Origin of the sequence: Mycobacterium sp. GA-1841, assembly GCF_001954135.1 — a bacterium.
In the GTDB taxonomy this organism is placed as follows: domain Bacteria; phylum Actinomycetota; class Actinomycetes; order Mycobacteriales; family Mycobacteriaceae; genus Mycobacterium.
In genome coordinates, this window is the sequence record NZ_MBEQ01000092.1 from 1 (window position 1) to 12,793 (window position 12,793).

Genomic DNA, 12,793 nt, shown 5'->3' on the forward strand with positions numbered 1-12,793 from the left:
ACGAGCAGACATACGAACATCCTTCCAGGGGACCACGTCCCGCTATCTCAGATGTCCACTACTTCTGGGGAACCCCACTTCCGGCCGACGTACCCCGGCTTGAGTTGCCTGCCGAAATTCCCCGCGTTCAATTGCCGTCCGCGATCCCGCCTATCCCCTTCCCGTAAAGACGTTCCACCACAACACCATTCGTCACTGTGACGATAGTGTTGTAGTGGAAGGCTCCGCGGGGCGCCACGATCTCGACTCCGAGTGCGCGCTCGGCGATGGGATGTTCAATTTACAGCCAGTCGTTACCCGCCAAGCCCAGAGATTTCACGTCAAGCGTGGGCATGATGCCGGATTTCGGTGCCAGACCATGGTTTTCGAGTACCGACCGTAGTACCTCAGCAGCGTCGATGTTGAGCGGACTGGAGACCCACATCGCATACGGCAGATTGATGAACCGGTTCTCACGGACCGCCTTGAGGTTCTTGCTGGCGGGATTGGACCGAAGGGCGTCGATCTTTTCCTCGACCGACTGGCCCGGGTAGTCGACGAAGGCGATCAGGTCTGGGTCGGCGGTGGCGATACGCTCCCAGCTCACCGTGGTCCAGGTATCGCGAATGTCCTCGGTAGCATTGCGTGCCCCGGCCGTGTCGATGATCCCTTGCGGCCCACCGAACATCCCAGATGAGAAGACGGTGTCGCTGCCGCTGTCGAACAGAAACACCGTCGGCTTTACCTCGGGTTGCGGTGCGGCACGTAGCGTTTCGAGTCTGGCAGCCACCTCGTCGGCCGCGCGTGCGCCCTGTTCGGGGTTGCCGGTGATGGTGCCGATGTTGCGCAGGTCGGTATCGAGCGCAACCCACGGGTCCATCGTGCCGCGTATGCGCTCTCCCTCGACCTGCCGGCACGCTTCGGACAACTGGTAGACGCCGATGCCGTGCCCGGAGAGGATTTCGGGGGTGATCCCTCGGGCTTCCCCCATGCCGTAGTTGTATCCGGCGAACAGCACCTGTGGCTTTGCGCCGACGATGTTCTCCAGCGTCGGCTGCGTCGACGCCACCTCGTTGAGCCCATCGACCTGCGCACCGTACTCCAATCGGAGCACGTCGGCGTCACGCGCCATCGAGCTGACCGCGACCATCTGCTCACGGGCGCCGGCGGCCAGCGCGATGGCGATCATGCCGCCGTCGTTGACGAACAACCGATCGAGCGGCTGTTCATAGCTGACCTCCTCGCCGCAATTGGCGACGGTCACGGTGGCCGACGGAGCGGACACATCGCGCTGCGCGCCGCAGGCAGTGATCAGGCCGAACGCGAGACCCGAAACGGACAACTTCATCCAAAAGGTGTGTGCCACAGTCATCTTCCATCAGGGGTGTCGAATGCCGGGTCGGCGTGGGTGAGCAGGAGGTGGGAACGCCTCGTGGAGGGATGGGTGATGACATCGCCGGCGACGTCGAACACCTGAGACAGCAGGTCGGCGTCAAGCACCTGCGCCGGCGGCCCGTGAGCGACGAGACCGCCGGCGGCGACGACGGCGACTGCGTCGAAATGCCTCAACACCAAATCCAAATCGTGCATGGCAGCGATGACCGTGCATTCGAGGTGGTCGAGAATGCTCATGAATCTCAGCTGCCATGCCGCGTCGAGATGATTGGTCGGTTCATCGAGCACCAGCACCGACGTTTGTTGGGCCAACGCGCGCGCGAGTACGACACGATGACGTTCACCACCGGAGAGCTGCGCGCAGGACCGATCTCCCCAGCCGTTCAGGCCGACCGCCTTCAGCGCGTCGTCGACGATGTCGTGCTCCCCGCCCGCACCCGTCGACGACCACGGGTTCCGGTACGGCGTCCGGCCGAGCCGGACTGCCTCGGCGACGGTCAGCTCACCCGAGGGCCGCTCTTCCTGCCCGACCACCGCGACGGTGCGCGCGCGGCGCCGTGCGGGCATCCGGTACACGTCGTCGCCGTCGACCTGGACCGTTCCGGCCCGCGGAGCCTGCAGACCCGACAGCGCCCGCAGCAGGGTGGTCTTGCCGGCGCCGTTGGGACCGACCACGGCCAGTCGGGTGCCGGCGGGAACGACCAGATCGACCCCGGACACCACGGTTCTCCCGCCGCGGCGACACGTGACGGCATGCGCGCTGACCGTCGCGGCGCTCATGTGCTGTTGCCGAACTCGTAGCGGCGACGACCCATCAGGAACAGAAACGCCGGAGCCCCGATCAGTCCGGTGACGATGCCCAGCGGCATCTCCCGGGGCGCGGCCAGCTCCCGGGAGATCACATCGACCCACACCAGAAACAGCGCCCCGCCGAATACCGTCACCGGCAGCATCGCACGATGAGTGGCACCCACGATGAGCCGTGCCGCGTGCGGCACGATGAGCCCGACGAAGCCGATGCCGCCGGAGACGGCGACCAGTACGCCGACAAGTACCGCCTGCGTGGCGAACAGTGCGTTGCGCAATGCCCGTACCGGCACGCCGAGGGAGGTGGCAGTGTCGGTACCGACGGCGTAGGCGTCGAGCCACGAATGGATCAGCAACGCCCCGATCAGCGAAACCAGGACCACGGCACCGGCGATCGGCACTTTCGCCCACGTCGCTCCGGCGACACTGCCGAGCAGCCAGAACATGACGCTCTCCGCCGCATGCGGATCACCGGTGGTGAATACCAGCAACGACGACAACGCCATGAATGCCGAGGACAGCACGACGCCTGACAGGATCAGGCGAAGGGCGCTGAGCCCGCCCTGGGCGCGTGCGACGGCGTACACGGTGAGGGTTGCGACCAAAGCGCCCAGCAGCGCGCCTCCGGACAACGCCCATACCCCCAGCGCTGAGAGCACCCCGAGGGTCATCACCGACGTTGCACCGACGGCGGCCCCTGCGGACACCCCCAGCAGATATGGTTCGGCCAGCGGGTTGCGCACCAGTGCCTGCATGAGCGCGCCGGCCAACGCCAGCCCCGCGCCGACGATGGCGGCCAGAATCGAACGCGGTAGGCGCAGGTCCCAGACGATGACGTCATAGGCCGAGTCGACCTCGATCCCGTTGACGAAGCGGCCGGTCACGGTGCGCCACACCTCGCCGATCGGGATGTGCTCCGCGCCGAAGGCGACCGAGACCACGATGCTCACCAAGGTGAGGCCCGCGAGAATCGCGGTCAGCGGCGAGGCCGGAATTCGTCGTACGGTGGGAACCGGTGCCGTAACTCCGTGAAGAGCTGCCTTCGGGGGCACGGTCATGGGAGGCCGGTGGATCGACACGCCTTGCCTTCGTCTGCCGGGGTATCTGTGCGCGAGATACACGTGGACTGAACCGAGGACGGCAGGTATTCGGACTTGGGATCATCCGAACTCGGCGCCTTCCCAGAAGACCGCCAGGTCTTCAAGTGGCTTGTGTGCCGAGTCCGTCTCCCATACCGCTGCGCGCCAGTCCCGGATTCTCACCGGGTTCCCTGGCATCCGTTGGCACGGATGCGACCGACCTCGATTGCCGACACTACCAAGCACCGGCCGGCAGCCGGAATGGCCCGATTTCTACCATCGCGGGAAAACCAGTCGTAGGCTGTTTGCTGCAGCAAGTTTTCAGCAAGCCCTCTATCCATAGAGAACCACTATGACGAAACGCAGAATCGTCGCGGTCTCCTCGGAATGCACTGCGGCCATCATCGTCCTCGGTGCGGCTGCTGTCGTCGCGTCACCCGCGCGGGCAGATGATCTCGGGACCGCCTTACAGAACCGCGTCGGCCAGCTTCGCCAAACCTGTCAGGGTATCGGCGGCGCACCGAGCTTGACGTCGGCAGCGCAACGGCACGCCGATGACATGCTGGTGACCGGCGTGGGCGGCCACACTGGTTCGGATGGCTCTTCACCGCAAGCCCGTATCGCGGATGCGGGCTACACCTCTGCCGGGTACACGGGCGAAGTCGTGTACTGGGGTACCGGATCGGCAGCCAGTGTGGCCGCAGCGCTCGACGCGTGGATGAACAGTCCCCCGCACCGGGACATCATCTTGAATTGCAGCTACACCGCAGCCGGCTTCGCGACAGCCATGGACAGCAACAAGATGACGGTTGTGGGTGACTTCGCGGGAGCCTAGGCCGCCGTGCGACAGACGCGACAAACCGGCATCTTCAGCGGCTGCACATCAGGTCGACGTAGGCGGTGGTATAGCGCACGAGGTTGTTCACATTGCCCACCGGCCCGCGCTGCACCCACGAATGCTTGACATCAGTCCCCTGGCGCACCGCCGTCACGGTGCACTGATCCATCGGTGCATTGCCGACTTTGTTGAGAATGACTTTGAAACCTTGGGCTTCCAGATCGCTGATCGTCGCTTGGGCCGAGGTCTGGCCCGTCGGTGCCGCCACCGCCGGCGCGGACGACACGAGAATCAAACCTGCCGCAGCCGAGGCGACGGCAGCGAACTTCGCGAACGTATTTTTCGTCATCTGAGCCCCTTTCCGGCCCGATCACTCAGCCGCTCCGTATGGATGCGGCGTATAGGTCCAGGTTAGAGGCGAATACGGTTGGTGGCCGGAACTCATACACAACGCATAATTAGTTGCAGCAGAAGCTCATAGACGATTCACATCGAATTCAGACACGACGGACGGCAACAGTCGCAGCTCAGAAATTGCCGTCCAGGAATTCGGCATACGCCGGCAGGTCGAGTTGACCGTGTCCGGAGAGTCCAATCACCACAACCTGTTCGGCTGAATTGTCGGCCGCATGCGCTGCGGCGGCGGCGATCGCGTGCGTAGATTCGGGCGCGGGCACGATTCCCTGGGTGCGCGCAAACAGTACGCCGGCAGAGAATGCATCGCGCTGCGAGATCGCGACGCCTTCGACCAGTCCGAGTTCGACGGTGTGACTGAGCGCGGGGGCCATGCCGTGATAACGCAGTCCGCCCGCATGGATTGGATCGGGCACGAAATCCATGCCGAGCGTGTGCATTTTGAGCAACGGCGTCAGCCCCGCCACGTCGCCGTGGTCATACCGGTACTCCCCCTGCGTGATCGACGGGCATGCGGCCGGTTCGGCGGCGACGATCTTCGGATTCGAGCGACCATGGATCTTTTCGCGCAGGAACGGGAACGCCAGGCCGGCCAGGTTGGAGCCGCCTCCGGCACAGCCGAAGACGACGTCGGCGCCGCTCGGTTCGACCGCGTTCAACTGTGCGACGGCTTCCAGGCCGATGACGCTCTGGTGCAGCACCACATGGTTCAGCACGCTGCCCAGGGCGTAGCGGGTGTCCGGATCAGCGGCAGCGACCTCGACCGCCTCGCTGACGGCCATTCCCAAACTGCCGGTGGTATCAGGAGTCTGAGCGAGGATCGCTCGACCCGACGCCGTGAGCGTCGAGGGACTGGAGTGCACTGTGCCGCCGTAGGTTCGAATCAGGTGACGTCGGTAGGGTTTTGACTCGTACGACGCCCGCACCTGCCACACCTCGACCTCGAGGCCGAACTGTGCGCCGGCGAACGCCAGCGCACTGCCCCACTGGCCGGCGCCGGTCTCGGTGGTGAGTTTGCGGACACCATCGATGCTGTTGTAATACGCTTGGGCCACAGACGAATTGGTCTTGTGACTGCCGACCGGGCTGACGCCCTCGTACTTGACGTAGATGTGCGCTCCGGTGTTCAGGGCCTGCTCGAACCGCCGGGCCCGGATCAACGGCGCCGGGCGCCACATCGCGTAGATCTCGCGCACGGCGTCCGGGATCGCGATGTAGGGCTCGGTGGATACTTCCTGCTCGATCAACCCGCTCGGAAACAGCGCGGCGAGATCGTCGGGCGCCACCGGTTGTTTGGTTGCCGGATGGAGGTGAGGGGGGATCGGCGTGTCCAACTCGGCGGAAAAGTTGTACCAATGCGTCGGCACCTCGACGGTCACCAGATCCGGATGGGTAGCGTCGGCGTGCAGCGTCATGCCGACACTGTAGTCGGGGCCGCTGATGTGCCCTCAACCAGTATGTTTCCCTCCAGTGGGCCACTGTTTCAGCCGATCTCGGCGCCCGATGACACACATGTTTTGGCTAGGAGGTTTATCGCTTGCCGACCTCGGCTAGCCAACGGATCCGTGAGATTCATCCGCAAACGGATTGGAGGTCTACGGCATGAAGATCACAAAGATTCTCGCCACCACGGCTATTGCAGGTGGGATGGCTGCCGGCGCAGTGGGGCTCAGCGCGGCCACGGCCGGTGCTGACCCGGCGTGGGCGCCGGCACCCAATCAGCCGATGCTCGCGACGGCGCCCCCACCGGGGCCGAATCCGGGGTCCCCGCCGGCGTGGGCACCTCCGACGCCGGCACAACCGGCGTGGGCTGCCGGTAACCCGCAGGTCTGGGATGAAGGCTGGCACCACTGGGGCGTATGGATGAACGGCGTGTTCGTCCCGACGTTCTAGCCCGTACCGATTCGGCCTCCGCCATCGCCGGCGTACGGCGGTGACGGAGGTCGTCTCTATTTGCGCAGGCGAAAGCGAGTCCATGGGGATCGGGATTCATCGTTGAATCTCGGATACATCGATGTATATTGATCGTGTGCGCTACGCCACATGAGGCGCTGGGCTGGCACCGTCGCTCCCCGAAGTAAAAGGACTGCAATGGATCTCGTCGATCGAATCGCCAAGCATCGCCGGATGGCCGAGAGCTACCGCGACAAGTACGTGCTGCGAAAGGTGCAGGAAGGCGAAACGTACGACGAGTGGGAGTTCACCGACGACGCGGTATATACCTCCCCCTACTTCGTGGCCGGCCAAGAGCTCGTCCTCAAAGACGTGGCAACCTCTTTCGACGTCGCCGCCACTGTCGAGGCCAAGGCGTACTCGGTGGTCTTCCCGGATTGGAAACCCGTCGACCACAAGTTCTGGCCCGCCGAGAATGGTCTCGTCATGCGCTATCGCTGGGAAGGCACGACAGCCGAGGGCGAGACGATGGGCTTCTACTCGATCAGCTTCATTGACACCAACGACGACGGGCAGATCACCCACTGGTCGACTTATGTCAACGACGAGGAGTACGGGCCCTTCCTGCAGAAGGCGATCGGTGCCCGCGGCCCGTTCCACGGTGACGAGTACATGGAGGCGCTGGCCCGCCACTTCGAAAAGCACAACCTCACCTGGTGAGTAGGACTCTCCTGGCCTACTAGCCGCCTCTCGCCACTGATCACAGCCCACGCCCACGTTCGCCATAGGGCCGACACAACTCACCGAAATAGCGTTGCTCTCCGTGCGGCACCCTCGTCGTACCAGTCAGAAACGGAGTAAGGCAATGCGTTTCAAGAAACACGTAGGCGTCGCGACGATGGCGGCGGGCATCGGGGCGACGGCACTGCTGGGCCTCGGCATCGGTACGGCCAGTGCCGATCCGGGCCCCGGGCCCGGCTGTGATCGCCCCGGCGCGCACTGCGACAACCACGGCAACCACGACAACCGAGGTCCCCAAGCCGACGAATGGCACAACCGCGGCATTGACCAGGGACGGCGCGATCACCAGCCGTTCGACTGGAACGGTCAACGGGTGACACCGATGCCGGCGGGAGACGGGCACGGGTGGGGCTTCTGGTTCCTCGGCACCTGGATTCCGCTGTAAGCCAACTACTTTCAGGTGGGGCACGCAGTGCGCAGTGCCCCACCACAATCAGGCCCAACGGTGCTCACCGTGGCGTGGTGCACACCGCTTTCACCGCAGCGTCGATCGCGGTGGCCGCGGTCCACTGCGCCTGGTCTGCCGGCTGGAACTTTGCAAGCTTGGCGGCATAGTTGTCCACGTATCTCGACTGAGCCCGCAGTAGACCGCTGAGGAGCGGGTCGGTGGCCTTGTCCGCCAGCCGGCGCAGTTCGGCAGATTCCTCGCGCATGACCGGGATGACGGCCATCGTGACGGATCGCTGTTTGGGTGCCCAGCGTGCGGCCGGCACCCGGTGATCCGTTTTGGCCCAGGCCCGCTGCTTGTTGTCGTAGCCGGCACTGGCCCGTTGCCACTGCCCGCAGACCGGGTCCGGCTTGGCTGCGGCGAAGGCCTGGGTGGGACGGGCACCGACGTGGTCGATTGCTGCCGAGGAAACAGGCTCGGCAGGAACGGCTTTGGTCGATGGCGGTGAAACCGGCGCGGAGGCAGTTTGCCCCTCCTCGTTGTTCGGCAGCGTGACTGCCAGAACACCACCGACGAGCAGCACGGCAGCGGTGGCAGCGCCGACGGCCTTCCATGTCCGCGCCCGTCTTGCCGCCAGACCGGCGCCCGAAGGCCACCGGCTGCCGCTGCCGAGGGCGACTTGGAACGCGGCGTCGGGACGGGCGCGCAGCTCGGCGACGGCCACTTCGACGGCCGCGGTCGGCGTACCCAGGTCGGTGAGCGCCTTGACGAACCGTGCGACCGACACGAGGTCGCGACTGTAGAGATTCTCTGGTGGTTGTACCGCGGGCAGAAACCGCGCCACCAGGTCTTCCCGCAGCTGCGACGCCTGAGCGATCTCTGCCGCGGTGAGCCAATGCCCTGGAATGTCTTCTGTGCCAATCCCCGTCATCAGGTGGTCCTTCCCCGCGCGCACCTCATGATTGGTACCGCACTTCGTCGACGCCCTGCAACCGCTCAGCACCTGATCGACGCCACGTTGCGATCACAACTGGGCCACCGGCAGATCACGACCGCATCGATCGGGGCCTCGTCGGGATCTACTGGCAAACAACCATTCTCGTATCAAGGCGCGATGTAGACCACCACGCGGGAGAACAGCGAATGCCCTTGGTCGGTTCCCGGACGCGTGGTCGGCTGCCTCGAATGGGGCGGCGCCCGGCACCTGCCCGGCTGGGCTTGGCATGATGCGGAAACACTGCCGCGCGCAGTCCGTCTCGGTCATGCCTCTACTGAACGAAGGTGCGTAATGGATCAGTACCGCCGCGGGGAATTCGTGTTCGACGTCATCGACGACGGCCCTTCCGACGGTCCGGTGGTGGTGTTACTGCACGGGTTCCCGCAGCAGAACACCAGTTGGCTGCCGATCGTCTCGCTGCTCACTGCGCAGGGATTCCGGTGCCTGGCCCCCAATCAGCGCGGTTATTCACCCGGTGCCCGGCCGCTTCGCCGTCGGGACTATCGCGCATACGAACTGGTGCAGGACACTCTCGCGCTGATCGACGCCAGTGGTGCCGACCGGGTGCATCTCGTCGGCCATGACTGGGGCGCGGCGGTCGCGTGGAGTGTGGCGGGTCATGCCCCAGAGCGGTTGGCCTCGCTGACCGCACTGTCCGTCCCGCACCCGATGGCGTTCCTGCGGTCTTTGCTCACCAGCCGTCAAGGCCTGGCGTCGTGGTACATGTACGTCAACCAAGTGCCGTGGTTGTCCGAACGGCTCATGCTCGGCCGCGACGGCAAGGGCGCGGCCGTCACCAAATCTCTGATCCGTAGCGGACTCCCGCCTGAAGCCGCTGCCCGTGACACCCGGTCCATGATCGAACCCGGCGCGTTGACCGCCGCGCTGAACTGGTATCGGGCGATGCCGCTGAGCCGGTCGGGCCTCGGCTCGGCGCCGCCGAAGATCACGGTCCCGACGTTGTACGTCTGGAGCGACCGCGACATTGCAATCACCGCCAAGCCCGCGCACGACACCGCCAAGTACGTCAGCGCTCCGTACCGGTTCGAGACGCTGACCGGTGCCTCGCACTGGCTGCCGGAGGAGAAACCGGCAGAGATCGCCGAGATGGTGTTGCAGTGGTTCGCGGCGCACACACTCTGAGAAATTGACGTTTCCGGAGTGCGCGACGATGCACCCCATGTGGAGGCCGAGCGCGGACGACGACCATAATCGACAAACATCCAGGTGAGCTGACGAGCGGAGTTCAAGTGGCGAGGACCGAGACCGACCGGTCCCCGTCCCCCGCTCCCCCACGGCAACCTCGCCCCGGCATGCTGATCGCCGGCTTGAGCCTGGTCGCGTTGACCGTCGCCGTCCTGCAAACCGCGGTGGTACCCATCCTCGGCATCATCGCCCAGCAGTTGCACACCTCGTCGGTAGCGGTCAGCTGGGCCGTCACCGCCAACCTCCTGGCCGCGGCGGCCTCGACCCCGTTGATCGGCCGGCTCGCCGACCTCTACAGCAAGAAACGCGTTCTGCTCGGTGTGCTGGTGGTCGTGCTGGCAGGTTCGGTGCTGGCCGCGGTCACCGCATCGGTACCGCTGCTGGTCGCGGCCCGCGTCCTGCAGGGCGCCTCATATGCGCTGTATCCCATCAGCATCGCGATCCTGCGCGAGGAACTCGCCGAAGAACGGCTCGTGGGGGCGATGTCCGTGTTGTCCGGAACTCTTGGGTTCGGCGGCGGGGTCGGCCTGGTGGTCACCGGTGTGCTGATGACCGGGGATGCGGGTTATCACCGCGTCTTCTGGCTCACCACGGCATTCACGGTCGTCGTCATCGCCGTCGCGGTCGCGGTGGTCCCCAACCGGCGGCCTGACGCCGGCGGTGCCATCGACTGGCTCGGCGCCGCCGGCCTGGCGATCGGATTGTCGGCGGTACTGCTGGCGCTTACCCAGGGCAACTCGTGGGGTTGGATTCACCCCGGCACCCTGGCTTTCCTGATCGGCGGCGTGGCCGTATTGATCGGCTGGTGGTGGTGGGAGCGACGGGCCGCCGATCCCCTGGTCTCGGCGGCCATGCTGGCCCGACGGCCCATCCTGTTGACCAATCTGGCCACGGTTCTGGTCGGCATGGGGTTGTACTTCGCTTTTCTCGGCCTCACCCAGTTCGTGCAGACGTCGCGCGAGGCCGCAGGGTACGGGTTCGGGGCCAGCGTGCTGAAGGCGAGCGTGTACTTCCTGCTTCCCGGCGCGCTCACCGGTTTCGTGGTGGCGCTGGTCAGCGGCCGCTACATCGACCGATACGGGGCTCGCAAAGTGCTGGTGGTCGCCGCGATCGCCGGCATCGCCGGGTTCGTCATGCTCGCGGTGGCGCACGACCGTCCCTGGCAGGTGGTGCTGGCCGGTGTCCTGGCCAACGCCTACATCAGTCTGGGATACGGTGCGTTGCCGGCGCTCGTCGTCAGCGAGGTCGACGCCACCGAGACCGGTATCGCCACGAGCATGAATGCCATCGCCCGCACCATCGGCAGCTCCGTGGCCGCCGCGATGGTGGCGGTGCTGCTCGGTCATCGGATGGTGCCGTCCGAGGTCAGCTTTGTGACGATCTTCGTCGCCGGCGCGCTGACCGCGGCGCTGGCGATGGCCCTCATCGCGGTGTCGCGAGCCCCCGACCGTCACGACGAGTCCGTCCAAAGCCGGTCTGAATCCCGTGCGATGAACCATGAGTGGGGTTGATCCGGAACCGCCCGTTTCGCGTCGAGGCGATCGGATCGCCTGCGAAACTTGAACCGCGTCGACCGCACGTTGTCGTCGGCCGCTGTGGAATCGCGCAGTACGAGCTGGGCGAAACGAAGGATTCCATTGTAGAACTGTTAATTCATTGCGGAATCGCTTGCGAAGGTCGGCCGAATCCGCGATTGTTTACCGACAGCTCCCACGGCTGCACCTGAGGAGAGACCGCTGACCGGCCCAGACATCACCGCCGTCGACAACTCGACAGTCCACGACGACGCGCCACGCGGCAGTGGAACGCCCGTCATCGAGATCGACCACGTCACGAAACGGTTCGGTGATTATGTGGCCGTGGCCGATGCCGACTTCACCATCGCGTCCGGCGAGTTCTTCTCGATGCTGGGTCCGTCGGGCTGCGGCAAGACCACCACCCTGCGCATGATCGCCGGATTCGAGAGCCCGACCGAGGGCGCCATCCGCCTGGAAGGTGCCGATGTCTCCCGGGTGCCCCCACACAAACGCAACGTCAACACGGTGTTTCAGCATTACGCGCTGTTTCCGCACATGACGGTGTGGGACAACGTCGCCTACGGCCCGCGCAGCCGCAAGAAGTCCGCCAGGAAAGACGCCGCCGAGATCAAACGCAGCGTCGACGAGCTGCTGGACATCGTGCGGCTCACCGACTTCGCCAAGCGCAAGCCGGGCCAGCTGTCCGGCGGACAGCAGCAGCGCGTGGCGTTGGCCCGTGCTCTGGTCAACTACCCCAGTGCCCTGTTGCTCGACGAGCCGCTGGGCGCACTCGATCTCAAACTGCGCCACGCGATGCAGTTCGAACTCAAACGCATCCAGCGCGAACTCGGCATCACGTTCGTCTACGTCACCCACGATCAGGAAGAAGCGCTCACCATGAGCGACCGGATCGCGGTGATGAACAACGGTAATGTCGAGCAGATCGGCACCCCGACCGAGATCTATGACCGGCCGGCCACGGTGTTCGTGGCGAGCTTCATCGGGCAGGCCAACCTGTGGGCGGGCTGGCAGACCGGCCGGGTCAACCGCGACTTCGTCGAGATCGAGGTGCTCGGCACCACGCTCAAGGCCAAGCCGGGCGATACCACGATCGAGGCCGGCGGCCACGCCACCCTGATGGTGCGACCCGAACGCGTGCGGGTGTCCACGGATCCGCCTGGTACCGCCGACGTCGTATCGGTGCCCGGCACCGTCAAGGACCTGACTTTCCAGGGTCCGGTGGTGCGGCTCGCGGTGGCCGCACCGGATGATTCGACGATCATCGCCCACGTCGGTCCCGAGCAGGACCTGCCGCTGTTGCGCCCGGGAGACCCCGTGCATGTGAGCTGGTCACCGGAGGCGTCCCGCGTGCTGCCGGCCGCGGACATCCCCACCACCGAGGATCTCGAAGAGATGCTCGACGACACGTAACCGCCGCCCGCCATTCCTCCTCGATGACAGCGCCCGACCCCACCGAAA

The 12,793-nt window shown here is 65.4% G+C and carries 13 protein-coding genes and 1 riboswitch; of the genes, 7 read left to right on the forward strand and 6 right to left on the reverse strand.

Features of this window, described 5'->3' with window-relative positions:
- Window positions 1–280 precede the first annotated feature (280 nt).
- From A5740_RS21505 to A5740_RS21515, 3 genes are read right to left on the reverse strand one after another with little or no spacing between them, the layout of a single operon-like run.
- Window positions 281–1,327, reverse strand: coding sequence for an ABC transporter substrate-binding protein (locus A5740_RS21505; RefSeq protein WP_076197452.1), 1,047 nt, complete (start codon window positions 1,325–1,327; stop codon window positions 281–283).
- A gap of 20 nt (window positions 1,328–1,347) precedes the next feature.
- A complete protein-coding gene (locus A5740_RS21510; RefSeq protein ID WP_076197398.1) occupies window positions 1,348–2,154 on the reverse strand; it encodes an ABC transporter ATP-binding protein in 807 nt (268 codons plus the stop codon).
- The gene (locus tag A5740_RS21515; protein WP_083654314.1) at window positions 2,151–3,239 is read right to left on the reverse strand and encodes an iron ABC transporter permease; all 1,089 of its coding nucleotides are present in this window, start codon (window positions 3,237–3,239) and stop codon (window positions 2,151–2,153) included. Before A5740_RS21515 ends, A5740_RS21510 begins: the two co-directional genes overlap by 4 nt.
- A gap of 63 nt (window positions 3,240–3,302) precedes the next feature.
- Window positions 3,303–3,496: riboswitch (cobalamin riboswitch) on the reverse strand.
- Between the two features lie 116 nt (window positions 3,497–3,612).
- Here A5740_RS21515 and A5740_RS21520 point away from each other — a divergent pair.
- Window positions 3,613–4,095, forward strand: a complete 483-nt coding sequence (locus tag A5740_RS21520; protein ID WP_076197400.1) for a CAP domain-containing protein — start codon at window positions 3,613–3,615, stop codon at window positions 4,093–4,095.
- A gap of 34 nt (window positions 4,096–4,129) precedes the next feature.
- Here A5740_RS21520 and A5740_RS21525 read toward each other — a convergent pair whose 3' ends face one another.
- Together A5740_RS21525 and A5740_RS21530 are read right to left on the reverse strand one after the other, a co-directional pair.
- Window positions 4,130–4,447: a hypothetical protein gene (locus A5740_RS21525; RefSeq protein WP_076197402.1), complete on the reverse strand. Its 318-nt coding sequence runs from the start codon at window positions 4,445–4,447 to the stop codon at window positions 4,130–4,132.
- A gap of 178 nt (window positions 4,448–4,625) precedes the next feature.
- Entirely contained in the window at window positions 4,626–5,927 is a 1,302-nt protein-coding gene (locus tag A5740_RS21530; protein ID WP_076197404.1) for a TrpB-like pyridoxal phosphate-dependent enzyme, read from the reverse strand.
- A 187-nt stretch (window positions 5,928–6,114) separates the two neighbouring features.
- On the opposite strand from A5740_RS21530, the gene A5740_RS21535 reads away from it, so the two are divergent.
- The 3 genes from A5740_RS21535 (at window position 6,115) to A5740_RS21545 (ending at window position 7,591) form a co-directional block, all read left to right on the forward strand.
- Window positions 6,115–6,405 carry a hypothetical protein gene (locus A5740_RS21535; RefSeq protein ID WP_076197406.1) on the forward strand — a complete coding sequence of 97 codons (291 nt, stop codon included), beginning with the start codon at window positions 6,115–6,117 and terminating at the stop codon, window positions 6,403–6,405.
- Between the two features lie 198 nt (window positions 6,406–6,603).
- The gene (locus tag A5740_RS21540) at window positions 6,604–7,125 is read left to right on the forward strand and encodes a hypothetical protein (RefSeq protein ID WP_076197408.1); all 522 of its coding nucleotides are present in this window, start codon (window positions 6,604–6,606) and stop codon (window positions 7,123–7,125) included.
- Between the two features lie 145 nt (window positions 7,126–7,270).
- Complete coding sequence (locus tag A5740_RS21545; protein WP_076197410.1) at window positions 7,271–7,591, forward strand: hypothetical protein; 321 nt, start codon at window positions 7,271–7,273, stop codon at window positions 7,589–7,591.
- 64 nt (window positions 7,592–7,655) lie between these two features.
- Here the strand turns inward: A5740_RS21545 and A5740_RS21550 are convergent, their stop codons facing one another.
- Complete coding sequence (locus A5740_RS21550; protein ID WP_076197456.1) at window positions 7,656–8,525, reverse strand: hypothetical protein; 870 nt, start codon at window positions 8,523–8,525, stop codon at window positions 7,656–7,658.
- Window positions 8,526–8,882: 357 nt separating this feature from the next.
- Between A5740_RS21550 and A5740_RS21555 the strand changes: the two genes are divergently transcribed.
- From A5740_RS21555 to A5740_RS21565, 3 genes are all read left to right on the forward strand, one after another.
- Entirely contained in the window at window positions 8,883–9,734 is an 852-nt protein-coding gene (locus tag A5740_RS21555; RefSeq protein WP_076197412.1) for an alpha/beta fold hydrolase, read from the forward strand.
- A gap of 170 nt (window positions 9,735–9,904) precedes the next feature.
- On the forward strand, window positions 9,905–11,308 hold the full coding sequence (locus A5740_RS21560) for an MFS transporter (RefSeq protein ID WP_076197414.1): 1,404 nt from the start codon (window positions 9,905–9,907) through the stop codon (window positions 11,306–11,308).
- A gap of 393 nt (window positions 11,309–11,701) precedes the next feature.
- The gene (locus tag A5740_RS21565; RefSeq protein WP_254849288.1) at window positions 11,702–12,745 is read left to right on the forward strand and encodes an ABC transporter ATP-binding protein; all 1,044 of its coding nucleotides are present in this window, start codon (window positions 11,702–11,704) and stop codon (window positions 12,743–12,745) included.
- The last annotated feature ends 48 nt before the right edge of the window (window positions 12,746–12,793 follow it).